The organism is Listeria sp. MAN/IMW/UF464 (assembly GCF_058683955.1).
In genome coordinates this window covers 1,337,791-1,362,782 of the sequence record NZ_JBZWZP010000001.1, presented here as the reverse complement: position 1 = coordinate 1,362,782, position 24,992 = coordinate 1,337,791, and the positions used below count along the sequence as shown (strand labels likewise).

23 protein-coding genes, 2 pseudogenes and 1 riboswitch are annotated in these 24,992 nt (G+C 36.4%); of the genes and pseudogenes, 15 read left to right on the top strand and 10 right to left on the bottom strand.

The window, feature by feature from the left end; genetic code table 11:
* Positions 1–14: 14 nt before the first annotated feature.
* On the bottom strand, positions 15–836 hold the full coding sequence (locus AC4PG0_RS06950) for a MetQ/NlpA family ABC transporter substrate-binding protein (protein WP_003770196.1): 822 nt from the start codon (positions 834–836) through the stop codon (positions 15–17).
* Positions 837–946: 110 nt separating this feature from the next.
* Positions 947–1,066, bottom strand: a riboswitch (SAM riboswitch).
* A 152-nt stretch (positions 1,067–1,218) separates the two neighbouring features.
* Between AC4PG0_RS06950 and AC4PG0_RS06945 the strand changes: the two genes are divergently transcribed.
* The 9 genes from AC4PG0_RS06945 (at position 1,219) to AC4PG0_RS06905 (ending at position 12,548) form a co-directional block, all read left to right on the top strand.
* Positions 1,219–2,400 carry a pyridoxal phosphate-dependent aminotransferase gene (locus AC4PG0_RS06945; protein WP_492167796.1) on the top strand — a complete coding sequence of 394 codons (1,182 nt, stop codon included), beginning with the start codon at positions 1,219–1,221 and terminating at the stop codon, positions 2,398–2,400.
* Positions 2,401–2,611: 211 nt separating this feature from the next.
* Positions 2,612–3,325, top strand: coding sequence for a response regulator YycF (yycF, locus tag AC4PG0_RS06940; protein WP_003724221.1), 714 nt, complete (start codon positions 2,612–2,614; stop codon positions 3,323–3,325).
* A gap of 183 nt (positions 3,326–3,508) precedes the next feature.
* Entirely contained in the window at positions 3,509–5,341 is a 1,833-nt protein-coding gene (gene walK, locus AC4PG0_RS06935; protein WP_003770200.1) for a cell wall metabolism sensor histidine kinase WalK, read from the top strand.
* The gene (gene yycH / locus AC4PG0_RS06930; protein WP_010990326.1) at positions 5,338–6,660 is read left to right on the top strand and encodes a YycH family regulatory protein; all 1,323 of its coding nucleotides are present in this window, start codon (positions 5,338–5,340) and stop codon (positions 6,658–6,660) included. The genes walK and yycH overlap by 4 nt, the downstream gene beginning before the upstream one ends.
* Positions 6,661–6,662: 2 nt before the next feature.
* Positions 6,663–7,502 carry a two-component system regulatory protein YycI gene (locus tag AC4PG0_RS06925; RefSeq protein ID WP_003760196.1) on the top strand — a complete coding sequence of 280 codons (840 nt, stop codon included), beginning with the start codon at positions 6,663–6,665 and terminating at the stop codon, positions 7,500–7,502.
* A 117-nt stretch (positions 7,503–7,619) separates the two neighbouring features.
* The gene (locus AC4PG0_RS06920) at positions 7,620–8,450 is read left to right on the top strand and encodes an MBL fold metallo-hydrolase (protein ID WP_010990327.1); all 831 of its coding nucleotides are present in this window, start codon (positions 7,620–7,622) and stop codon (positions 8,448–8,450) included.
* A gap of 97 nt (positions 8,451–8,547) precedes the next feature.
* Positions 8,548–10,047, top strand: a complete 1,500-nt coding sequence (gene htrA, locus AC4PG0_RS06915; RefSeq protein WP_033837837.1) for a serine protease HtrA — start codon at positions 8,548–8,550, stop codon at positions 10,045–10,047.
* Between the two features lie 683 nt (positions 10,048–10,730).
* Positions 10,731–11,210, top strand: coding sequence for a 23S rRNA (pseudouridine(1915)-N(3))-methyltransferase RlmH (gene rlmH, locus AC4PG0_RS06910; protein ID WP_185550402.1), 480 nt, complete (start codon positions 10,731–10,733; stop codon positions 11,208–11,210).
* 168 nt (positions 11,211–11,378) lie between these two features.
* Positions 11,379–12,548, top strand: a complete 1,170-nt coding sequence (locus AC4PG0_RS06905; RefSeq protein ID WP_492167981.1) for a hypothetical protein — start codon at positions 11,379–11,381, stop codon at positions 12,546–12,548.
* Between the two features lie 275 nt (positions 12,549–12,823).
* Here AC4PG0_RS06905 and AC4PG0_RS06900 read toward each other — a convergent pair whose 3' ends face one another.
* The gene (locus AC4PG0_RS06900) at positions 12,824–13,321 is read right to left on the bottom strand and encodes a GNAT family N-acetyltransferase (RefSeq protein WP_003770215.1); all 498 of its coding nucleotides are present in this window, start codon (positions 13,319–13,321) and stop codon (positions 12,824–12,826) included.
* A gap of 154 nt (positions 13,322–13,475) precedes the next feature.
* Between AC4PG0_RS06900 and AC4PG0_RS06895 the strand changes: the two genes are divergently transcribed.
* Complete coding sequence (locus AC4PG0_RS06895; protein WP_033837838.1) at positions 13,476–14,363, top strand: LysR family transcriptional regulator; 888 nt, start codon at positions 13,476–13,478, stop codon at positions 14,361–14,363.
* A gap of 15 nt (positions 14,364–14,378) precedes the next feature.
* On the opposite strand, the pseudogene AC4PG0_RS06890 reads toward AC4PG0_RS06895, so the two are convergent.
* Positions 14,379–14,545: pseudogene (locus tag AC4PG0_RS06890) on the bottom strand (hypothetical protein); the annotation flags it as partial.
* 1 nt (position 14,546) lies between these two features.
* On the opposite strand from AC4PG0_RS06890, the pseudogene AC4PG0_RS06885 reads away from it, so the two are divergent.
* Positions 14,547–14,687, top strand: a pseudogene (locus tag AC4PG0_RS06885) (23S rRNA (pseudouridine(1915)-N(3))-methyltransferase RlmH); the annotation flags it as partial.
* Positions 14,688–14,718: 31 nt separating this feature from the next.
* Here the strand turns inward: AC4PG0_RS06885 and AC4PG0_RS06880 are convergent.
* Positions 14,719–15,582 carry a LysR family transcriptional regulator gene (locus AC4PG0_RS06880; RefSeq protein WP_194317708.1) on the bottom strand — a complete coding sequence of 288 codons (864 nt, stop codon included), beginning with the start codon at positions 15,580–15,582 and terminating at the stop codon, positions 14,719–14,721.
* A 118-nt stretch (positions 15,583–15,700) separates the two neighbouring features.
* Between AC4PG0_RS06880 and AC4PG0_RS06875 the strand changes: the two genes are divergently transcribed.
* Entirely contained in the window at positions 15,701–16,438 is a 738-nt protein-coding gene (locus AC4PG0_RS06875) for an NADPH-dependent oxidoreductase (protein ID WP_194317711.1), read from the top strand.
* Positions 16,439–16,648: 210 nt separating this feature from the next.
* The gene (locus AC4PG0_RS06870; RefSeq protein WP_003770224.1) at positions 16,649–17,287 is read left to right on the top strand and encodes a DUF998 domain-containing protein; all 639 of its coding nucleotides are present in this window, start codon (positions 16,649–16,651) and stop codon (positions 17,285–17,287) included.
* A gap of 5 nt (positions 17,288–17,292) precedes the next feature.
* Here the strand turns inward: AC4PG0_RS06870 and AC4PG0_RS06865 are convergent, their stop codons facing one another.
* The 5 genes from AC4PG0_RS06865 to AC4PG0_RS06845 all read right to left on the bottom strand — a co-directional run bounded on the left by AC4PG0_RS06865 (position 17,293) and on the right by AC4PG0_RS06845 (position 22,612).
* The gene (locus AC4PG0_RS06865) at positions 17,293–19,164 is read right to left on the bottom strand and encodes a BglG family transcription antiterminator (RefSeq protein WP_492167798.1); all 1,872 of its coding nucleotides are present in this window, start codon (positions 19,162–19,164) and stop codon (positions 17,293–17,295) included.
* A 97-nt stretch (positions 19,165–19,261) separates the two neighbouring features.
* Entirely contained in the window at positions 19,262–20,575 is a 1,314-nt protein-coding gene (locus tag AC4PG0_RS06860; RefSeq protein WP_003724230.1) for a PTS sugar transporter subunit IIC, read from the bottom strand.
* A 4-nt stretch (positions 20,576–20,579) separates the two neighbouring features.
* Positions 20,580–20,870, bottom strand: coding sequence for a PTS sugar transporter subunit IIB (locus tag AC4PG0_RS06855; RefSeq protein WP_003722919.1), 291 nt, complete (start codon positions 20,868–20,870; stop codon positions 20,580–20,582).
* Between the two features lie 16 nt (positions 20,871–20,886).
* The gene (locus tag AC4PG0_RS06850; RefSeq protein WP_492167799.1) at positions 20,887–22,278 is read right to left on the bottom strand and encodes a glycoside hydrolase family 1 protein; all 1,392 of its coding nucleotides are present in this window, start codon (positions 22,276–22,278) and stop codon (positions 20,887–20,889) included.
* Positions 22,271–22,612, bottom strand: coding sequence for a PTS sugar transporter subunit IIA (locus AC4PG0_RS06845; protein WP_003724232.1), 342 nt, complete (start codon positions 22,610–22,612; stop codon positions 22,271–22,273). Before AC4PG0_RS06845 ends, AC4PG0_RS06850 begins: the two co-directional genes overlap by 8 nt.
* Positions 22,613–22,778: 166 nt before the next feature.
* Between AC4PG0_RS06845 and AC4PG0_RS06840 the strand changes: the two genes are divergently transcribed.
* The gene (locus AC4PG0_RS06840) at positions 22,779–23,063 is read left to right on the top strand and encodes a hypothetical protein (protein ID WP_492167842.1); all 285 of its coding nucleotides are present in this window, start codon (positions 22,779–22,781) and stop codon (positions 23,061–23,063) included.
* Between the two features lie 33 nt (positions 23,064–23,096).
* A complete protein-coding gene (locus AC4PG0_RS06835; RefSeq protein ID WP_492167800.1) occupies positions 23,097–23,648 on the top strand; it encodes a hypothetical protein in 552 nt (183 codons plus the stop codon).
* A gap of 99 nt (positions 23,649–23,747) precedes the next feature.
* Here the strand turns inward: AC4PG0_RS06835 and AC4PG0_RS06830 are convergent, their stop codons facing one another.
* Positions 23,748–24,965 (bottom strand): MFS transporter, encoded by a 1,218-nt coding sequence (locus tag AC4PG0_RS06830; protein ID WP_492167801.1) that lies wholly within the window; start codon positions 24,963–24,965, stop codon positions 23,748–23,750.
* Between the last annotated feature and the right edge of the window lie 27 nt (positions 24,966–24,992).

Genomic DNA, 24,992 nt, shown 5'->3' with positions numbered 1-24,992 from the left:
AATAAAACAACTCCCTAGAATGCAGGTACTACAGACCCATTAAATTCTTTTTCAATAAATGCTTTTACGTCATCAGAATGGTAGTATTTTTCTAATGTTTTAACGACTTCATCATCTTTGTTTTCGCTACGGATAACAAATACGTTTGGATATGGATTGTCTTTTGTTGGTTCATGGTAAATTGCGTCTTTATTAATAGAAAGTCCAGCACCCATTGCGAAGTTAGTATTAATAGCTGCTGCTGCAACTTCATCTAATTGTGCAGGGATTTGAGAAGCTTCCAGTTCAACGATTTCAAGGTCAAGTGGGTTTTCAGCAATGTCTTTTTTCGTTGCTTTTTCTTCCACGCCATCTTTTAATTTAATAATGCCAGCATCTTCAAATAGTTTTAAACCACGGTATTCGTTACTTGGATCGTTTGGAACGGCAATTTTGTCGCCTTTTTTCAGGTCTTTTAAGTCTTTAATATCGTTAGAGTAAACACCCATTGGGAATGCTACTGTTTTAAAAGCAACGTCTAATTTGTAGCCTTTATCTTTCTTTTGTTGCTCTAAGAACGGGATTGTTTGGTAGTTATTCGCATCGAGGTCACCGTCGTTTAAAGCTGTATTTGGTGTATTATAATCATCAAAAGTTTTGATTTTGATTTCAAGGCCGTCTTTTTTCGCTAATTTTTGAACTTCTTCAGCGATTTGTTGGTGAGGTCCTGCTGTTGTTCCAATGGTGATTTCTTTTGTGCTTAAGGCTTTATCGTCACTTCCGCCTCCACATGCTGCTAACCCTAGAATAAGGCTTGATGCAAGTAAAATTCCTAACCCTTTTGTTAATTTTCTCATCTTTTTTTCCTCCCTAGTATGTTGATTATTTATCCAGATTTATTCATGAAAGCAATAAAAAAACTTCTCTATTTAGAATAGAGAAGTGGAAAGTCGAACATATCCAGCTCCTCTTATCTACCAAAACGGAATACACCATTTTGCTGGAATTAGCACCTTCACTTTACGCTTAAATAAAGTTAGGTTGCCGGGCTTCATCGGGCCAGTCCCTCTGCCGCTCTCGATAAGAGAAAATATTTTAGAAAAACCTGTTAGTTAAAAATATACGCATTTTAAGATAATTTGTCAATGCTTTTTTAAGTTTAAAAAAAATCATACTGGACAAATACTTCAGAAAACTTTACTATTTTAATCAATGAAACTTGAAAAGGACGGGTGCCAAATGAAAATTTCCAAACGCTTGCAAAATTTACCAGATCAATTTTTTTCTAGCCTTGTAGAAAAAGTGGGAAAGAAAGTGGCAGAAGGTTATGACGTGATTAATCTAGGTCAAGGAAATCCAGACCAGCCAACACCCAAGCATATCGTGGAAGCAATGAAAGCAGCTTCAGAAAATCCAATCAATCATAAATATTCGTTGTTTCGTGGAAAACAGGAACTTAAACAAGCCGCGGCTGATTTTTATGCGCGTGAATATAATGTAACCATTGATCCAAATACAGAAGTAGTCATTTTATTTGGGACGAAAACAGGGCTTGTTGAACTGCCAATGTGTTTAATGGATCCAGGTGATGTAATGCTTTTACCAGATCCGGGCTACCCAGATTATTTATCAGGAGCAGTTTTAGGAGAAGTTCAGTTCGAAACAATGCCACTTATTGCTGAAAATAACTTTTTACCAGATTTTAATAAAATTCCTGAAGAAATCGCAAAAAAAGCGGAGTTGATGTATTTAAATTATCCGAATAACCCCACTGGCGCGGTTGCTACGACTCACTTTTTTGAAGAAACGGTTGCTTTTGCTAAAGAAAACAATATTACGATTGCACATGATTTTGCTTATGGTGGTATTGGTTTTGATGGGAAGAAACCGATTAGCTTTTTAGAAACTCCAGGGGCGAAAGAGGTTGGAATCGAACTTTATACGCTTTCGAAAACATATAATATGGCTGGCTGGCGCGTAGGATTTGCTGTTGGGAATAAAGACGTTGTCGAAGCAATCAACCTCATTCAAGATCATATGTATGTAAGTTTATTCCCAGGTATTCAAGATGCTGCAATTGAGGCTCTCACAGGCGATCAAACTTGTGTACAAGAATTAAATGCTCGTTATGAAAGCCGTAGAAATGCATTTATAGCTGCTTGTGATAAAATTGGTTGGGAAGCAATTGCTCCAGCGGGCTCTTTTTTTGCATGGATGCCCGTTCCAAAAGAGTTTACAAGTAGTGAATTCGCGGATTACTTATTAAATGAAGTTAGTGTAGCTGTTGCTGACGGAAGTGGTTTCGGGACTTTCGGTGAGGGTTATGTACGCGTAGGACTTTTAATGGATGAAAGACGATTAGAAGAGGCAGTGGCGCGAATTTCCAAGCTACATTTATTTGATAAAGTGGCACAAAATTAAGAGATTATGTGATTTTAAGAGAAAATAGCTTGTAATAATTCAGATAATTAACTGTATGTGTTATAATTGATTAGTAAGTCTATTCTTAGCATGTTGTTTTATGAAGACAGGCCGGAATTTAAAGTATTTAGTGAGATTTTTTTGCATTAAATAAAAAGTATCTGTCCCGGTTAAAGCCGGCGAAATCCAGGAATGAGAGGACTGTAAAAAAATGGCAGAAAAGAAAATTCTTGTAGTAGATGACGAAAAACCGATTGCGGATATAGTTAAGTTTAATCTAAATAAAGAAGGCTTTGATGTATATTGCGCCTATGATGGCGATGAAGCGTTAGAACTTGTAGAAGAAGTTCAGCCAGATTTGATTTTACTGGACATTATGCTTCCAGGTCGTGATGGTATTGAGGTATGTCGTGAAGTACGTAAGAAGTATGATATGCCAATAATTATGGTAACTGCAAAAGATTCCGAAATTGATAAAGTTATCGGACTTGAACTTGGTGCCGATGATTACGTTACGAAACCATTTAGTAACCGCGAATTAATCGCTCGTGTGAAAGCCAACTTGCGCCGTCATAGCCAAGTAAGCTCAAACGCTGCCGAGGAAGAAGAAAACAGTGAATTAGAAATTGGTTCATTAATTATTCATCCAGACGCATATGTTGCTTCAAAACGTGGCGAAACAATCGAACTTACGCATCGTGAATTCGAATTACTTCATTATTTAGCTAAACATATGGGTCAAGTCATGACAAGAGAACATTTACTTCAAACAGTTTGGGGCTATGATTACTTCGGTGATGTTCGTACGGTCGATGTTACTGTTCGACGTCTACGCGAAAAAATTGAAGATAATCCAAGCCATCCAGCGTGGTTAGTTACAAGACGCGGCGTTGGTTATTATTTACGCAATCCAGAACAAGAATAAATAAACAAGAAGTGGTCGCCAAGTAAAAAACTTGGAGGACCACTTTTTTTGGGTATATCCGCATACTTAATAATTATTTTTATAAATAAATTGACCCAAATAACAGGAAAAACAATACGTCTACCCCATAACATATGGTATACTAATTTAAATATATTACCCCGAATAGGAGTAGAAAGACTTATGCATAAAATGAGATTTTTTCAGTCTGTACAATTTAAGTTAGTTATTATGTATTTGCTATTAATTATTGTAGCAATGCAAGTAATCGGCGCGTATTTTGTACGTGAGCTGGAAGGGCAACTGGAGAAGAATTTTCAAGATTCCATCACGAATAGCATCACGTTGCTGGATTATAATGCTAGAGAAGAAATCATAAAAAATAGCGATAACTCAGTGAAGCTACAAAATGATATTCGAGAGCTTTTGGTCGACTATTCGCGTGCAAGCAGCAACATAATCGAAGTAAGAATAGTAGATGATAAAGGCAAAATTCTCGGGACTTCCAATTTAGATAATCAAGGCATCGTTGGGCAAAAAAGTAACGATCCCCTTGTTAAACGAACCTTATCACTCGGAACTACATCTGAGGATAAAATTTATAAAGACGAATCAAATAAAAATAACCGTGTCTGGGTGAACGTATCCTCCATCAAAAATAAAGGACAAGTGATAGGGGCTATTTATCTTGTCGCCGATATTGAAAGTGTATATAAACAAGTGGATGATATTACGAACATTTTCATTACTGGTACTTTGATTGCCATGATCATTACAGCGGTACTTGGAATTTTACTATCCAGAACGATTACGAAGCCAATTATTGAAATGAAACGTCAAGCCTATGCGATGGCGCGAGGAAACTACAGCCGGAAAGTTAAAGTCTATGGTGTGGATGAAATTGGCGAACTAGCAGATTCCTTCAATACATTAACAAAACGTGTTCAAGAAGCACAGGCCATGACAGAAGGAGAACGGCGCAAACTTTCCTCCGTACTTGCCTATATGACCGATGGAGTAATTGCTACAGACCGCCGTGGAAAAGTTATTCTTATTAACACGCCAGCCGAAAAAATGTTACGCGTTAAGCATGAGAGTGCCAATGGTCGATCAATTATTGATGTACTAGATATTGGCGATACCTATCAATTTGAAGATTTAATGGAAGTCGATGGTTCATTAACGATGGACCGTAGTACGCTTGATAAACCATACGTACTGCGCGCTAATTTTTCCGTTATTCAAAGAGAAACTGGATTTAATAATGGCGTTATTGCAGTATTACACGATATTACCGATCAAGAAAAAGTTGATCAAGAACGCCGCGATTTCGTTTCTAATGTGTCGCACGAATTAAGAACTCCACTTACAAGTATGCATAGTTACTTAGAGGCTCTTAGTGACGGGGCATGGGAAGATAAAGAAATTGCACCACGTTTCCTTGAAGTGACTCAAAACGAAACAGAACGAATGATTCGTCTTGTAAATGACCTGCTTAAACTTTCAAGAATGGACGGAGGAAGAGAGCAATTAGAAAAAAGTTTCGTGAATTTCACAGACTTCTTCAACCATATTATCGATCGCTTTGAAATGATGAAAAAAGAAACAATCATGTTTAAACGCCACATTCCAAAAGAACCGGTTATCATCGAAATTGATGAAGATAAAGTAATGCAAGTATTAGATAATATTATTTCGAATGCCAATAAATATTCACCGGACGGGGGCCGAATCTCTTTCTACTTGAAAAAATTTGAAGATGAAATTGAAGTTAGTATAGCTGACGAAGGTTTAGGCGTACCTGATGAAGATTTGGCAAATGTATTCGACCGCTTTTTCCGTGTTGATAAAGCTCGCTCGCGGGAAATGGGAGGAACAGGGTTAGGACTAGCGATAGCCAGAGAAGTTATCGAAGCTCATGGTGGCCGAATTTGGGCAGAACGCAACAAGTCCAAAGGTACGATAATTAAATTCACCCTGCCATACAGTGACTTACCGGAGGATGATTGGGAATGATGAAAAAAACAGGATTTCGCTCATTTTTATTAACAGTTCTAGTCGTGCTCAGTATCGTCTTAAGCTACTTTATTTGGAAGGGACAACCTGATTACGAAGCGATTAACGTTAAAGAAGTTGAAAAAACAACCATTGATAAAACCATGACAACATCACAAGTATTTAAACCATATAAATTAGCTGTTAATGCAAATGAAATTAATTACCAAAGCTTAGACTCAGACTTGTTAAATGAGTTAATGGCACAAGGAAAAGCATTTAGTTTCTCAGAAGTAGTTCTTGCCAATAAAAAAAGTAATGAAGAATACGAGAAATTAATCCATAAAAATGGGACGATAGAGATTATTTTCCCTAACAATATTCCATTTTCAATTTTTGCTCAAAATTTCCAAGTGGAAGGAGAAGGGCTAGAATCTGCCTTCTTTAATCGTATTGTATTTGATATAAATAACACGGATACTGGGCTTCATTCTGTTTATTTTGCCAATGATGACCAAGAAAATATTTACCAAAGCTCCTTGCAAAATAAAGATATTGATAAAATTGAAAAAATTGTTAAAAAGAACGAAAGTAAACTCGCGCAAAACGATAAAGTTATTTCCAACAAACGCAATCTGTTCTTAAGCTCCGAAAAAACAAAGCTAAATCGCAAAAAATACATTACAGATTCGCTTGAAATCAATCTATTTACCTCAGCGCTATTTCAAGATTCAGGTACAGTTAAGAGCGAAGGAAATACCTATACAGACGGCTCTAGCGTCATTGAAATGGATACAGAAAATAAGGTTTTAGAATATGTAAATCCTTCTCAAGAGCGCACTAATCCTGAAGATTTAAATAACGTCAAACGAGCTGGATTGATTCAAGATAGTTTCAATTTTGTAAATGATCATGCGGGTTGGACTGGGGATGGCGCTTATTATTTCACCGGTTATGCTGCCGAAAGCGCAACGACCAATTTTAGTTTGTTTATAGATAATTTACAAGTTTATAATGAAGATGGTATGGCTGATATTTCTGTTACAGAAGGCCTCGAAGCAGTTTATAAATACATGCGTCCATTTTTCCGTTTAGATACGGACGTTCCTGGAGAGAAAAAAGAAGTAACTATGGAGTCGTCTTATTCCGTCTACAATGCACTAGTTGAAAATCCTAATGTGAAAGCCGAAGAAATAGAAGATATTGTTCCTGGCTACCACATGACAAGAAGTGAATCATCTGGCATGAACCGCATTGTTACATTAGAGCCAACTTGGTTATATAAATATCATGATAAATGGTTCATCTTCCAACCAGAAGCAGAAAAGGCGGGTGAATAAAGATGGATTGGCGTAAAACACAAATGATTTTCATTGTAACGCTCCTCATTTTAAATGTCTTTTTAGCAGTGATTTTCTTTAATAAACAATTATCAGATGATCCAGACACACTAGGAAATGAAACTTTAGAAGAACGATTAAAAGCAGATAATATTTCTCATCCTGATTTATCAAGCAAGCCAACTAGTGGAGCTATCTTCACTACCGAACAAGCCGCTTTTACGACAAAAGATGTTAGTGATTTGACAGGACAAGCAATTACACTCAAAGACAACAATAAACAAATATATTCTGTCCTACAAACACCCATAAAAGCTGGCAAAAAAGGAAACAATCCTGATTTTCAAAAATTCATGGAATCCGATGTGTATCGCGGCGAGTCTTATGAGTTTTGGAACTACGACAAAGATGCGCGAACACTTACTTTCAATCAATTAATCAATAATAATATGGTTCTTTTTGACGAAGCTGGGCAAATTATCTTTTATTTAGATAAAGATGATCGAGTAATTTCTTACGAGCAAACGTGGATGTCCAAACAAGATGATTTAAAAGACAAGACAAACTTAATGTCATCCACTGATGCGTTAGAAGCTGTTTACCAACACGGTGAGTTAAAACAAGACAGTGACGTTGTTTCTGCGACTTTCGGTTACTATACGACTGTACAATTGCCTTCAGGGAATGTCTATTTCCCAGTTTGGTGTTTTGAAGTGAAACATTCCGGCGAGACTAGTTACGTTCTTGTAAATGCAAAAGATGAACAAGTTATTAACCAATCCGAAAATAAAACAACAACCGAGCCAACCACAGAATTATCCAGTCGTCAAAAAGCAAAATAAAATCAGAGTCAACCTAAATACAATAAAATTTAGGTTGGCTTTTTCAACCGATTGGCATGCAATTTTACCGAATTAGCGTTACAATGGAAGATATATAAGCCTTTAGGGGGATAAAAAATGTTCGCAAATAAAATTCTAACTGAAAAAGACACGGACCAAATCCGATTTAGTATATTAGCCAGTGGAAGTTCAGGAAATGCAACTCTAGTAGAAACTGGCGACCAAAAAATTCTCATCGACTGTGGTTTAAGTGGCAAGAAAATGGAAGGTTTATTCGCGCAAGTTGGTCGAGATATGAATGATTTAGACGCGATTTTAATTACTCATGAACACTCAGACCATATTAAAGGGCTAGGTGTGCTTGCTCGTAAATATAAACTCCCTATTTATGCTAATGCAAAAACATGGAAAGCAATGGATAATATGATTGGCGAAGTTTCTTCTGAACAGAAGTTTCAATTTGACATGGAAACAGTGAAATCTTTTGGCAGCATGCAAGTAGAATCCTTTGGTGTATCTCATGACGCGATTGAGCCGATGTTTTACATATTTCATAAGGGGAATAAAAAATTTGTAATGATAACCGACACAGGATATGTTAGTGATCGAATGAAAGGGCATATTGCAGGCGCTGATGCATACCTTTTTGAAAGTAATCATGATGTAGAGATGCTTCGAATGGGACGCTATCCTTGGAATGTCAAACGTAGAATTCTTGGCGACGAGGGACATGTAAGTAATGAAGATGCAGCAATAGCAATGAGCGAAGTAATTACAGATCAAACGAAACGAATTTATTTAGGTCATCTTAGTAAAGACAACAATATGAAAGAACTAGCGCGGATGAGCGTAACGCAAACGCTTATTTCAGAAGGAATCGATGTTGGTGGCAAGCTAGAGATTTTTGATACCGATCCTGATAACGCTACGTCTATCTTCACTATCTAAGTTTCACCATTTTTTTAAAGCTTTTTCATTGTTTTTTCATATTTGCGGTTTACTATGGAAGTATATAAATGCGAAATTTGCAGAGAGGAAGGAAGACATGGACGAGAAAGAAAAAAATTTAAATGAAAACAGCGAGAACGAGAGCACGCCAAAAAGAGAGGTCGAGGAGACTTTACATACAAAAGATAGCTCGCAACCAGTCCAAGAAACTCCTATAGTAGAAGGCGTGACACCAGAAGGAGAGAAATTTGCCGGAGCAACAGAAGAAGCTGCTGAGGCAAGCTCTACCAATGCATTTTTTGAGGAAGCAAGTAGTAAAGAACCTGAACCAGCTAGACCAGCTCCAGGACCAAGACGTCCTAGTGGTGCAGGTGGCGGCACGATTCCACCGAATAGAGTGAATAACGGCGGCGGTGGCAGCGGGAATCAGCCTCCGAAACGCAACAAACACTTACTTGGATACTTTTTAACTGCACTTATTGGCGTTATCATTGGCGGACTTATTATATTCTTTGTAGCATGGGATAACGGCGACAACGCAGATACAACTTCTAACTCAAATAATAAACCGACTAAAGTAGAAAAAGTTTCTGTAAATACTACCTCTGATGTAACTAAAGCGGTTGATAAAGTACAAGATGCCGTAGTTAGTGTACTGAATTACCAATCATCTTCATCTTTAGACGGAACAACAAGTTCTGAAAAAGAAGCTTCATCAGGATCAGGTGTTATTTATAAAAAAGCAAATGGAAAAGCATATATCGTGACGAATAATCACGTGGTAGCTGATGCGAATAAATTAGAAGTAACATTTACAAACGGTAAAAAATCAGAAGCAAAATTACTAGGAACAGACGAATGGAACGATTTAGCTGTCCTTGAAATTGATGATAAAAATGTTAGCACAGTTGCTACGTTTGGCGATTCTGATTCATTAAAACTTGGTGAGCCAGCGATTGCGATTGGTAGCCCACTTGGAACTGAATTTTCCGGTTCTGTAACACAAGGTATTATTTCCGGTTTAAACCGTGCTGTACCAGTTGATACAAACGGCGACGGAACAGAAGACTGGGAAGCAGATGTTATCCAAACAGATGCCGCAATCAACCCAGGTAACAGTGGTGGAGCTTTAATCAATATTGAAGGCCAAGTAATCGGTATTAACTCGATGAAAATTTCAATGGAAAATGTAGAAGGTATTAGCTTTGCGATTCCAAGTAACACTGTAGAGCCAATCATCGAACAACTTGAAACTAAAGGCGAAGTAGAGCGTCCTTCTCTAGGCGTTTCCTTACGCGATGTTGATACAATTCCAGAAACACAACAAAAAAATATCTTGAAATTACCAGATAGCGTAGATTACGGTGCAATGGTACAACAAGTAGTATCTGGCTCAGCAGCAGACAAAGCAGGACTTAAACAATATGATGTTATTGTTGAACTAAACGGTGAAAAAGTAACTAACTCCATGACACTTCGCAAAATATTATATGGCAACGATGTGAAAATTGGCGATAAAGTCAAAGTGAAATACTACCGTGACGGTAAAGAGCAATCAACAGACATTAAATTAGAAGCAGCAAAAACAACGACATGATAACGAAAACCATCCTCTTAAAAAAGAGGGTGGTTTTTTCTGTGGAAAACTTGTGGATAGTGATTTTTTTCAGATATAGATATGGTAGAGAACAAGAATTCGGCTACTAAATATAGGCGGTTATTGTGGATATGTGGATAACTTCTGTGGATAACCTGTGTGTAAGCAGTGAATATCTTGTGGAAAAGAACAATTTTGATAATTAAATCAATAAACTCAGATTTATTTTTGAAAAAAACACATTTTTTGCGAAAATATAGGTCAAAAAGCAAAAATGTGGATAGAAAGCCATTTATCCACAATTGAAAGATAAATAAGGCGAAAATGTGAAAGCGAAAACAACTTTATTAAATATATAAATCGATGAGAGTGATTGTGGCACAGTTGGTTAGCTTGTTTTCAAAATGTACTTTCGATACAAAATAACAAGTATTTTTGCTTGTGGATAAGCTGTGGATAGTGAAAATGGGGTATCATATATATTGTATGGAATATACGTTCGGACACAAAATAGAGAATCGGCTTGTGGATATGTGGATAGTTTTTGTGGATAAGTTGTGTATAAGGGCGGGATAACCTGTGGAGTAAGTTTTTTGTAGTAATTTCTTTTTTTCATTTTGGCTAGTGTTGCGGGTGTTCTTTGAGGTATGATAAAAGTATTAATAAAGATGAGGGTGACGTTAATGAATATCCAAATTGTGACGGTCGGGAAATTAAAAGAAAAATATCTAGTCCAGGGGATTGCTGAATATTTAAAGCGGCTGAGCGCATATGCTAAAGTGTCAATTGTCGAAGTTCCGGATGAAAAGGCGCCAGAAGTGTTGAGTGACGCGGAAATGAAACAAGTGAAGGATAAAGAGGGGGCGCGGATTTTAGCGAAGATTCCGGACGATGCCCATGTGATTGCGCTGGCGATTGATGGGAAAATGAAGTCGAGTGAGGAATTTGCGGCGGATTTGGATAAACTGGCGACTTATGGTAAGAGTAAGGTGGCGTTTGTGATTGGCGGATCGCTGGGGCTTAGTGAGGCTGTTTTGAAGCGGAGTAATGAACAGATTTCGTTTGGGAGGCTAACGCTGCCGCACCAGTTGATGAGGTTGGTGCTGGTGGAGCAGGTTTACCGGGCGTTTCGGATTGTTCGGGGGGAGCCTTATCATAAATGAAGGGTATCATAATAACTCGATGTTAGTTTTTTATTAGAATTTTAGTTTCAGTAAATATTTTATAGAGATAATTTTTAATTATTTTTAATCACTAAAGACTGTATAGTTTTTGAGAGGCTTCTAGGAGTAGTTGCTTCTAGAAATAAGCATTATAAAAGGGAGCTGCTTATGGAGAATTTATTTAATAATAACCTTTTTTTCGTGTATTTATTTGCATGTATAGCTATAGTTAACTACGCGAGTTTTAAAGAGAATCAGAAGATTTTATTGATGTATTTAATGACGTTTGGTTTATCTTTTTTAAATATCCTTAATTTGGGTATGAGTATAGTATTTCTTTTGTTAAGCACATTTATTTACCTAGAATTTCTCTCTAATGATAATGAAAAGCAGATTATTATTGTAAAACTGGGATATAAGTTACTTGATTATTTTTTTATAATTTTTTTTCAATATCATATAGGCTGGATTATTTTTTCACTATTACCTATATTTCTTAGAAATGAATTATCGAATAATATAGATTTTAATTGGTTTTTGGAGGTTGATGTTGAAAAAATTAGTTATATTTTGAGTATTATTGCTATATTAATTTTTGTTCTAGGTGTGAGCAGAGTTACTGCACAAGAGTTTAAAGTGAAGAGTGTGGATGAAGTAATTAAAAAATATTTTTCACCAAATCCTATATATAGAAGACCTCATAATGATTTTAGCTCTTGTTATTTTGAGATGATTAGTGATATGGAAGATAAGACTTATTTTAAAAGAAAACAGACATATAGTTTTTTATCATTTGAATTTATTTCTATTAAGAATAAGCAATTAAGTGGCAATACGAAGAGTTTAATGGAATATGCAAAGAAAGCTTATAAGTTTATAAAACGTTCTAAAAATATAAGAGGGTATTCGACTCTAGAGATGCAACTTATTAGAATATTATTTATTGAGGCTGGCTATAATAAAAAAATAGTACGAAAAATTTTTGAATTAGTTTATACAAAAATATTTTTGCAAAGCTTAAAAAATTTTTACGAAGCTAACGTATATGAGCATAGATCAGAGTACAAGAAGTATTTGTTATTTATTTATTTTAACAACACAAACACAAAAATTGCTGGGAAAAGTTTTCAAAGTATGAGAAATGTTTTTCCTGAAAAGGAAATAAAAGATTGGTCAAATGAAGAATTATTTGTAGTTTGTGCCGGACTTCCATATAGAGATTTCACAGCAGCGGAAGTTTTATCGGCTTATCAATATATCATAGAAAAATATGAATTAGATAGAGTGAAGATAAAGGAAAGTATCAAGGCGATAGAGTCTAAAAATATATTAGGATAAAATTTGTTTTCCTGTTAGGGTTTAGGAAAAGTTTTTTTAACTATAAATCGTTATAAAATGTTGAGCTTAGTTGTTCAAAATGAAAAATTTATTAGAGCTTAAGTAAAGCTTATTTAAACTACAATTAAAAATTTAATTGCTTATACGACCAGATTTTATTCATATTTCAAGAATATTATTCTAAATTAAGACATTGCAAAGCTAATTAGTAGGATAATGTAAAGAGTCTTCAATATCTTTTGCTCAGGCTTTGGAAAAATGACATTGATAGTCTTTTAAGCTTGTTCTGAATTATTTTTTTCATAAATTCTCGAGTTTCTGTCAGGAAACGGGTAGTCAATATCTAATGCTTCTCGAGTAATTTGCTGAAATCCTTGTTTTTCATAAAAATAATGCGAGCGTTTTTCATTTTCAGGTGTATCCAAAATAATCCGAGAAAAATCATTCGCGGTGTAGAACGCATAAAAAGCATCAAATAACTGCTGACCAAGACGCACTGGATTCCCTCTAAATTCAGGATAGGTGAAGAATTTTTTTAGAATAGCTGTTTCCTTGTCAAATGGTAACAGTGCAATTGAACCAACAACTTTATTATCATGCAGGGCAAGCCAAAATTGACCGCCTTTCTTTTGATAATAATCTTCAATCTCAAAAATATCTGCTTGTTCAGCCATGGTAATAGCTAGTTTTGCTTCGATATTTTGGCAGTAGTTGATTAAGTCGACTAGTTCCGCTAAATGTTTAGGATTGTTTGCAAAGTGCTTAATTTCCATTAGTTACCCAACTTTCTTTTTTAGTATACTAAGTAATATTTGACTTATCCCTTAGTACAATTTATACTACAACAAAAATACAGTTCTGAATAACGAAAAAAATCGAATGTATGATTCGGTTTTTTTGAACTATTGGAAAGGACATGGAGTAACAATGGACTTAAAAAATTTGCTAACGTTTAAAACGATTTTAGAAACGGGAAGTTTTCAAGAAGCTGCTCGAAAATTAAATTACGCCCAATCGACAGTAACCACGCAAATTCAACAACTAGAACAAGAGCTTCATGTGAAATTGTTTGATAAAATTGGCCGAAAAATGGTTTTAACCTCTGCGGGAAGTGATTTGTTGCCTTCTGTGAATCAGATACTTGAAACGTATAACAAAATGAAGAACTTTTCGAATAATGCAGAGTTAAAAGGTGACTTGCGTATTGCTATCCCCGAAAGTATATTGACTTACCAAATGCAGCCCATTCTAAAGGAATTCCATGAAAAAGCTCCCAATGTAAAATTATATTTAAAAACGTTAAATTGCTTTGAAATCCCGTATGAAGTTGAAAATGGTTTAGTTGATTTAGGCATTTATTATGATGTTGGTGAAAAAAGTGACCAGATTACGAATAGTAAATTGGGCGAGCAAGCTATTTCTGTAATTGCGAGTGCTCAAAAAGAGGTAGATTCTATTAATTTTTCTGATGAAAATAAAGAATTTGATGTATCTTTTTTATCGAACGATGTGGATAGTATTTATCAAAAACATTTTGAAGCGATGATTAAAAAACGGAATATAACGCTTAAGCATAGAATGGAAGCTGGGAGTATTGAGTCAATTAAAAGATGTGTGATTAACAATTTAGGCATTGCAGTTTTTCCAGATTTTGTGTTCACGGAAGAGCTTGGAAAGGAGCAGATCCGTAAAGTCCCAAGTCCTCTGGATAATCTAGAAATAGCAACTATTTATAGTTATCATAAAAAAAGATGGATGTCACCGAATTTGGCATGTTTTATTGAGCTTTTGGAGGCGGGAAAAGGGGATTTCTGAACAATTTGTATGGAAAATGGAATCGACTTTTGGCTTAGTTTCTAAAATGTGCTTGAGTTTCTGCAAATCTGCTTCTGTTAAAAGTAAATCGTAATGATAGACTGGGAAGCGAGTAAATCAATCGAAAAATCAGCAATTTTCTTAAGTTGATTATGAATTAAACGTTGGCTGCCCACGCCGTACAGTGAGGCTGTTTTGAAGCGGAGTAATGAGCAGATTTCGTTTGGGAGGTTAACGTTGCCGCACCAGTTGATGAGGTTGGTGCTGGTGGAGCAGGTTTACCGGGCGTTTCGGATTGTTCGGGGGGAGCCTTATCATAAATAGCTAGCCGCTTGAAAGGGTTGTAATCAACAACTTAACTTTTGAAAGCTGGTTTACTTTTTTCGATAAGCCATTTTTCACCATTTGAAATTGTATGATTTGCATGATAAATTAATGTTTTTCGAAGTGCTACATAATCTGTGGGTAATGTTTCGTAGTTCAGAAAATGATAGTTTAGTGCGATGCTTTCAGGAATAATTCCAATGCCAAGTTCATTATTGCAGATTTCGACAAGTGTTTCAGGAATATTGATCTCTGATATGGAGACATTTGGGATATTAAAATCGTTAACGAGAGAAGCCAAGGCGCGGTATGAATAACATTGTTTGCTGAAGACGTATAATCGTTCTTCCGCTAATATTTTTTGGACTGATTTTCCAGCTGTGTTGCCTGCGAAAACTAGTTTATCCCATGAGAGCGTTTGTGAGATGATTTGGCTATCTTGAAATAAATTTTCTTTTTCGAGTTCAGCGACATAAGCGATGGTTAGTTCTCTGTTAGCTATTTTTGGTATTAATTCACTTGTACTTCCGCTAACGATAGATAATTTTTTATTTGGAAACTGTTGATAGAACTCTTTAATGATTGTGTTAAATTCCATAGGCAAAGAAGATTGCGTAATACCGATTGAGATCGTTTCTTCTTCATTATTGATAATATCAATCGTTTCCTCCCATAATAAAATCATTTTTTTGAATTGTTGATAGATTTTTTCGCCCTCTTTAGTCAATTCCACACCATTCGAGTGCCGGAAGAAAAGTTGAGTTTGGAACTGTTTTTCGATATTTTTTATTTTATTGGACATATTAGACTGTAAATGATGCAGTTCATTCGCTGCTGCAGAAATACTCTTTAGTTCAGCTACTTTATTAAATGCTTTCATGTTTTCAATATCCATAATTTTCTCCTTTTGATATCAAAAATAATGATACCGGCATATGATTTACGCATTTCAAATGATGGCACAGATAGATTATACTTTATTTACAGTACAAATTCAAATTGGGGGTTATGTTATGAATGCAACAATTCAACAATTAGTTAAACATGTTTCAGTAAGAGAATTTAAAAATGAAAGATTATCAGATGAAACCAAACAACATTTATTAACAGCTGCGAGAAGTGCCTCTAGTTCGCATTTTGTGCAATCTTTTTCTATTTTAGAAATCACAGATGAAAAGCTAAGAAAGGAACTAGCTGAAATTACGAATAGTGCTTCTTATGTAAACCAAACGGGGACCTTTTATGTGTTTGTAGGTGATTTATACCGACAATCAAAACTTTTACTGGAGAATAATCGAACTTTGGATGGGTTGAGAAATATGGAATCATTACTCGTCTCGGTGATAGATGCAACGATTGCAGCTCAAAATATGGTTATTGCTGCGGAGTCTCTTGATTTAGGAATCTGTTATATCGGTGGAATAAGAAATGATATTGAAAAAGTAGCTGAATTGCTAAACTTACCACCATTTACGATACCTGTTTTCGGATTAACTGTAGGCGTTCCAGAATATAAAAACCAAGTAAAACCACGGCTATTACTAGAAAATCAAGTAGGAGAAAATCAGTATCCACATGAACAATTTACAGATTTAAAAGCGTATGAGGAATTGACCAAAGATTATTATGCTTTACGTGAAAAAAATCAGCATCAAACTTCATGGGGAGACAAGAATGTAGAGTTTTTTGAAGAAATACGAAGACCAGAAATAGCGGGTTTTTTGAAAAAACAAGGGTTTACATTGGATTAATTGGTTTTCGTTGTAAGGTGTATAAAAAATAATAGGATTAAATTTATGAAAAGCTGGAAGAGTATTTTTTCCGGCTTTTTATTTGATTTGGGCTATTATTTAGTCATAGAAAGCTTAAACTAGATTAGATGGGGATAGATTTGTATAATTAATATGGAGTTAAAATTACACTAATATATCCTAAATAAATTTCATACAAGGAGGATCCAAATGAAATTTCTAAAAAAATACGGGTTTTACTTTTTATTACTCGGCGTTTTGAGTGATTTTCTAACGCCTTACATACTTGGAATCTTTTACCCAGAATTAAACCAAATGACGCGTGTTATGAGTGTGTTTGGGGATGTGGCTAGTCCGGTGCGGGGAGCGTTTTTAGTTTGGTCGGTGGTGTCTGGGGTGTTCTTTGTGCTCGCTTTGCCGGCGATTTATCAGAGCGTTGTTAAAACCTCGCGGACTTTGGCGATTTTGCTTGCTTCTGCGATTGGTTTGTATGGGATTGGCGATTGTATTTTTACCGGGTTGTTTAGTATTGATACGGAGCAGGCGAGTTGGACATTTTCGACTTGGGTTCATAATATTGGCTCGGGGCTTGGTTATGCGGGATTTTTGATTTTTCCGTTGTTTCTGGTCATTCTTTACCGGAAAACTGGTGATAAAACCCGCAGCAATATCTATTTAGTTTTACTCATCGTTAGTTTGCTGTCGGCCGGTGTTTATGGGCTTGCGCGGATTCCTGCTGTGAATCATTTACCGGTTTTAGATAAAATTGGATTTTGTCAGCGAATTAGTTTCTTCTTTAATTATTTGCCGATTGTTGTTTTTGGAATTGATCGGATTAGAAAACCCTAGATTGTTTAAGAATCTAGGGTTTTTTGTTCGCAAAGTTCGATAAATTGCTGGAAATCTTCTTGTTTTGCTAGTTTTTTTACAAAGCTGCGTTCGTTTAAGATGGTTACGAGTTGGCCGAATAATTCCTCAAAAGAGTTGTCGCGTTCTTCTTTCATGGTGAGCAGGAGGACGAGTTTGACGCGATTTCCGCCCCAGTCGATCGGTTTATCAAGTGCGCATACTGCGACGGCATTTTTCTTTGCGCTTCGCTGGATGGCGTGCGGGATTGCGTAGTAGTTTCCGTAGCATGTGCTAGATAATTGTTCTCGTTCGAACACTTTTGAAACATAGTCGGAGTCGCAGTAGTCGAATGCAGTTAACTGTTCGCAAAGAAACGTAATTACTTCTTCTTTTGATTTGAAGTTTTGTTTTGGGAAGAAAAGCTCTTTTTTGAAAAATTTTCTGGAAATCGAATCGGCTTTTGGCTTAGTTTCTAAAATATGCTTGATTTTCTGCAAATCTGCTTCTGTTAAAAGTAAATCGTAATGATAGACTGGGATGTCGGTTGTTAAGTTTAATGGTTCGGCGGTAATAATTAAATGGATTTCTTTGTCTAAGGTGAATTGTTTTATGTCGAAAATGGATTGGGAAACGAGTAAATCAATCGAAAAATCAGGTATTTTCTTTAGTTGATTATGAATTAAGCGTTGACTGCCTGCGCCGTATGGGGTAACTAAGAGTATCTTTCTCTTTTTGCCGTGATTAATTGTTTCTGAAGCGGACAGAAAGTGTAACGCAATATAAGCGATTTCGTCATCTGGGAAAGTGATTGCAAGCTCTTTTTGAATAAAGGCAGAGGCATAAACACTGACGTTATAAATAAATGGGAACTTGTTTTTTAATTCTTCGGTGAGTGGGTTGGTTAAATATTGTTTGTGATTGGCTCTTTTGTAAAGGGCTGAAATGTGGGCCACTAGATAGGTGGCTATTTTTTCGTCAGCTGAAAAGTCGATATGGAAATTTTGGTCCACTGCTTCAAGGAGCCGAGTGACAACGCTGCCAAAAACTTTTGCGTCAATGGTTGAAGTGGTAACTAATTTTCCGGAATAAAGCCGGGCGATATAGCTTAATTCTTGCGTTGGAATATTGATTTGCAGTTCATTTTCTAACGTTTCGGCTAGTTGCTCTGCCATTTCAAGACTAGTTTGATCTTGTTCTGTTAAAGCTGTTCTTTGAATATAACTACCCATGCTAATTCGCTCAATTAAAACAGCAATATGCAAAATGAATGAAATTGTTGAAAAGTCATTCATAAAAAACTCGTTCTTTTTGTGATATGCGATAATAAGCTCGGAAAGTTGTTTTAAATTGCAGTAATCGAAGTAATCGGCATATTTGTCTAAGCTTAATTGATGGTTTTCGATTTCCTGATTGAGGAACAGATTGAAGATGCGTCGTTTTTCTTCTTCGCCGCCCTCGGTCAGTAGTTCGTTGTTTTTTCGAATAATACAAAGCGACTCATCTTTTTCAGCGATAACCGTGTTGAGCTCTTTAATAATACGAGATAACGTCGATTCGCTAATGAAAAATTGATCTGCTAAATCATAGAAATTGGTATGATCTTGTTCGATAATATGGCGTAATAATTCAAAATGTAAGTTTTCGTTATTTTTGGTTAGATTCATTTGTGAAAGCTGCTCATTTGGCGTTAGAAAGTAGCCTTTTCCAGCTTTTGATGCAATGATTGTGGAACTAAATGACTGGTTAATTTGAATAATGTCATTTCGCACAGTTTTGGAAGAAACGCCTAACATTTCTGAAAGTGCTTTTGCTGTTACTGTCTTTTGGCTGTCGTTAAGCTTTTCTAACAATGAACGTTGCCTTTCTGAAATAGTCATTATATCCCCCCTAATTCTCCCTTAACCTATTGTTATTATACAACACCAAATAGAGAAAGAGACGAGTTTTTTGTCCCAATCTCTATTTAAGTGGCTATTAATTAGCAGCGATGTTCTCTTCTTCGGCTTCTTTTTCTAAAGCAACGAGATTTTTCTCATAAACTTTTAGGAATGGGTAGTACATTAGACCGTTTAGGAAAATTAGGATGAATACGAGAACGATGGCTCGCCAGTCCATGGTGGATAGAAATGCTCCAATTGGCGCGGGCATTTGCCAAGAGAAGACGGCGAACGTTTTTCCGACAATCCCGAAATACATACAAAGATAAGTGATGACACCGTTGAATACGGATGTGAAAATGAACGGGAAGAAGAAAATTGGATTCAGCATTAATGGTGTTCCGAAAATCAGTGGCTCAGAAATTCCGAATATGGAAGGTAAGAAGCCGACTTTCCCGACGGTGCTTAGTTGTTTGGATTTGGATCGCATCATTAAAAAGGCAAGTGCGAGAACGGAACCAGAACCACCAATGATAACGAAATACGTCCAGAACGGTGTCGTGAAAATATTCGTCAAATCTTGGCCAGCCATTTTTTCAGCGGCGTTGATTGAAAGGTTTCCGTCACGAATTGGGCCTAGAATTCCGGCAAGTGCGGCATCGTGCACACCGAAGAACCAGAATAGGTGAACTAGGAAAATACTTAGAATCGTGAATGGTAAGCTATCGGCTGCTTTGAAGCTCGGTGCCATTTTTTCATATAAGAATTGGATGGCAGTTGTGTCTAGCAGGTTGAAAATGATAAAGATAATCGAGAAAAAGGTCATTAAAATAATACCAGGAACTAGGGCTGCGAATGTCTCAGATAGTGAGGCTGGGACGCTATCGGGCATGGTTATTCGACCGACATTTTTCTTGCGCATCCAGTGATAACCTTCTACGGTAACGATGGCGACGAAAATTGAAAGTAATATTCCGCGTCCATCAAGGAAACTAATGTCTACTTCTTTGCCGTCCCAACCCATTTTGATTGGATTAAGTACGAGCATAAAGAAACCTGCGATAGAAAACATGAGTGGGCGTAAGAAATCTTCATGATAATGTTTGCATAAATAATACGTGATACCGACGCAAATATATAACGACATGGCGCCAAGTGTGATTCCACTAATCCAGTTTAAGATTAAATCATATTTTTCAGCGAAGTTAGCCCAGGCAAGTAGGAAGCCGTTTTTCGTATCATCTGTGACTGGAGCCGCTTTCAAAATAATCGGAATTGAACCAAACAATGTAATTGGCAGCATGGACATAAAGGCATCTCTGGTTGCTTTCAAATGGCGTTGCTGGCTAAGTTTGTTAGCCAGCGGGGAAATATATTGATCCATTTTTTCGCTAATGGTATTAAATCGCATGTTTTTATCCTCCTATTAATTTCTGGATGTCTTCGTAAACCCCTTTGCCGTCCATGATGCCGTATTTTACTGGTGAAATGGCATGGACTGGGACGCTGACGGCCTGTTTAATTTGTGGCATAAGGAAACGGATTTGAGGGCCGATAAGAACGAGGTCGACACCGTCCAAATAATCGGTATACTCGGATTCACTATAAGCAGTGACGTTTAATGTGTTGCCAGAAGCGGCTTCGATTTTTTTCGCAAGCATTCCTGTAGACATACCAGCATTACAAACTAACATGATATTTTTCATTTTCCTGCTCCTTTTTTTAAAATTCTCTTCGTTTGATGAGTTTTCCCTGACTTTCAATCATTTCTTTGAACCAGTAGTAGGAAGCTTTTGGTTTTCTGATTTGGTTGTTTTCGAAATCAACGGCAACAAGTCCGTAACGCTTTTCGACTCCATTTTTCCAAGAGTAAAGGTCGAACGGGGACCAAGCGTAGTAGCCACGAACGTCACAACCAGCATCGATTGCGTTGAAAATGGCGTTAATATGGTCGTTCATAAAGGCGATTCGGTAGGCATCATCTACTTGTGGCACTGAAACATCTTCGCGAACACCAATGCCGTTTTCTGTCACATAAAGTGGTAATTGATAGCGTTCGTAAGCCTCGATTAAGCCATCTTGTAAGCCTTTTGGATAAATTTCTGTATCCCATTCGGTCGTTTCGTTGGCGGGATCTTTCACTTGTTCAAACCAGTTTTTGATGAGAACTTTACTTTCGCCTTTTTTACCACTGTGGTTAAATTGCAGTTGGGTTTCGCCACCAGTGTACGGTTTAACGAGCGTGCGAGAATAGTAATTTAAACCGATGAAGTCGACGGTGTTTTGTTTAATTGTTTGTAGTTCGTCTGTTTTCATAAAGCTGATGTCGTGCGATTTTGCTAGTTCGGCAATGAGATCGACCGGGAATTCACCAAGTGCGGCTGTTTCGAGAATCCAGTTGTTGCAATAGTTATCAGCGTAGCGCATCGCGATTTTCGTTTCGATACTTTCATCGACACCGTTAACTGGCGTGTAGCTGTGAACAATGCCAATTTGCCCAGGATAGCCGCCTTCTTTAAAAGCCTTCACGCCTAAAGCACTCGCGTACATCACATTATAAGCCGCAATCATTGTTTTTTGCGTATCTTGATAGCCGGGCGGATAGTTGCCGATTTTATATCCGTTAGCAACAAACCATTTCGGCTCGTTAAAAGTGGTCCAATTCGTGATTTTATCGCCAAAGTGGTCGTAACAAACCTTGGCATAATGCTCAAATGCGGCACAAACGTCGTGATCCAACCAGCCACCAGTTTCTTCCCAATATTGCGGCAAATCCCAATGATAAAGTGTCACAAACGGCTCAATATCATATTTTTTACACGTATCTAGCAAGTTTTGATAAAATTCGATCCCTTTTAAGTTGATGTCACCTTGCCTATTTTTAATAATTCGCGGCCATGATAAGGAAAAACGATAGGAATTTTGCCCGCCTTCTTTCATCATCCGAATGTCTTCCTCATAGCGGTGGTAGTGATCGCTCGCCACATCGCCATTTTCAAGACCTGCTTCGTGTAAGTAGTAGTCCCACATCGATTCCGCCTTGCCATCCACATCCCAAGCACCTTCACATTGATAAGAGGCCGTTGCACCTCCCCATAAAAAGTTATTATTCATTAGATAAACTCCATTTCCATTGATAAATTTCTCCCAGTTCCCGAATCATTTCCACGGCAATATCCGTAGAAGACAAGTGACCTTCCGCATGAACAAGCAGTAAGTCGACCTCTCTCATTCGGTTCTCTGAAGATAGTTTTCGTAAAAGTTCCGCATGCGCTCGGTGCGCCAGTTTAATCTCATCTTTCGCTTCAGTAATTTTCTGCGTGAAAGCTTCGATGTTTTGCAGTTTTACTTCTTTCAGTGCCTCAAAAGCACAACTTTTCGCATTCCCGGCGTGTAATATGATTGCCATGGAATCGAGTTCGGTTGTTAGTTCGTTGCTATCTGTCACGTAAAGACCTCCTTTTGATTTGTCTTTACTATAGCTGGAAAAATGGGGGAGGTGAAATTATTATTTGCCACTTTGGAAGTGGAAATTGGTTTAGGGTTGGAAATTATTGGTTACTAGGATATGATGTTAGTTGGAGAGAATATATTACATAGGAGATGAACAGATGATGAAAAAAACAGTACACGGATGGGAAATAATATCTAATTTAGACGTACGAGTATACCAAGATGAAGCTGGCGGGGTTGCGATTTTAGGAGATAGAGATAATTTTGGTGATCAAGTGCCAGTGCTATTGAATTTTGATGATGATGGAGTAGATATAAAAGCTCTTTCGCATTTAACAAAAAGTGTTCGAGTTTCGCTGGATAAGAAGGTGCTGATTGAATGGCATGATGAGTATTTTGAAGAGAAAACACAAGCAATGGATTACATCGAGGTGGAACGGGATTAACCGTTAATTATATAAAAAAAGGAGAGCAACAAGATGAGCAAAAAGTTAGTAAGTATTATATTTTTAGGAATGTTACTTTTGTTAGTAGGATGTGGTAAAGAGGTTGTTGATAGCAAATTTACTGGGAAGTGGAAGTTGGAATCGGTTAGTGTAGGTACGAGTGACGGGAAGAATTTAAAAGATACAGGTATGGCAAGTAAGATGAGTGTGGATCTGGACATGGATGCAGATGGTAATGTAACAGAATTGTATATTGATGATGAAGTTGCCATAACGAATTCTTATAAATTAAAACAAAAAGATGGCGATAAATACCAATATGATGGTCCGGTAGTTAGTAAAAAAGTATATGGTTATGAAACAGAAAGTGAAAAAGCGAACGTGCAAAAAGTCCTTAAAATGCTTGAAGCACAGGATGGTATTGAGATAACGAAAAGTGAACAAAAAGGAAATGAATACCGCGTGGATACTAAAGAAAAAAGAGATTATGTACTTTCTATGGAGCTTGAAAGCGAGAATTTAGTTTTGAAAAAAGTGGATGACAAAGAGAACAGTTTGATTAAGGAAACATATAAGAAAAATTAAACTATAAGAAATGGGATTCGTTATAACCACCTATTGTTTTAAAAAATATAAAATAAACGCCTCCATTAATTTCATTTTAGATGAGATTAGTGGGGGTATTTATGATAGAAGTCCTTTTTTTATTTTATCTGAGATAGTGAATTTAAAAATATGCTTGTTTACGAAATATATGAAACTGATAAGTAAATAGGTTCCGCCGAAAATAAGAAGAAAGATAGAACTATTTAAACTATGACTACTAAAATAACCAAATAATAATGCTCCTATCGGTAATGTGGCTACACTTAGGCTATAAAGAGCGCTGAAAACTTTGCCCAAATGTTCTTTTTGAATTAATACTTGGAAAAAAGGTTTTTGGACAACATGGGTGACTCCTAAAAAAGTACTTGCAATCCCCCAGATAAGAATAATAAGGGAAGAATTTACAAAATAAGAGCTTATTAACATTGTTAGCCCAAACATGAGTGTGCATAAAGTTAGTACTTTTCCGATTTCCATGAATTTCAGTAATAAGGTGGCTAGGAGAGTTGAGCCAATCAATGTTCCAATGGCCATTGTTGATGTCAATAGTCCAAGCACAATGGCACTTCCTTGCTCTTTTGCAATTAACACTTGGTAGACATTCAATCCGCCGAACATAAAATTTGCCATGCCTCCACCGATAGCGATAAATAAAATGGTTTTATTTTGAAATAGTTCAATGAAGCCTTTAAATACATTTTTTAAGAAAGGTTCAGGTTCTTTATTATTTGCCTCTGTGGGTTCTTTTATCTTTGAAAAAGAAAAGATTGCGAATAAGAAGGTAAATATATTGGCAACTAAAAGGGTAATTGTTGAAAAAATATTGATTAAGAATCCTGTTAGGGCATTAAATAAATATTCAGTACCATTATAAGCAACAGACATATATGATTGAGCACTTGCTAGCTGTTCTTTTTTTATGATAAACGGGGTCATTGCGTCTTGTATAGTATATGTATTCATACCAAAAAGGGAAGCTAAAAATGCTAAAATACATAATAACAGAGGACTTTGAAAATCCAACAAAATACTGATAACCATAATTAAAATCGCAAATAATTGCCCGAATTCGCATAAAAGCAAGGATCTTTTTTTGGAATGTGTATCTATCCAGTGACCAAATAAAAAGGAAAAAATGTTAGGTATAAAAATAGCAAAATTAACTATCCCTACCCAAAAAGAATTATTAGTGAGTGTTAAAATGTACCAAGATAATACAATGTAATACATGCTATCGCCGGCATTACTGATTAAACGACCTAACCATAAATATCTAAAATTTTTGTTTTTTAACATGTGTTCAGTCCTTTTGTGTTTTATAAT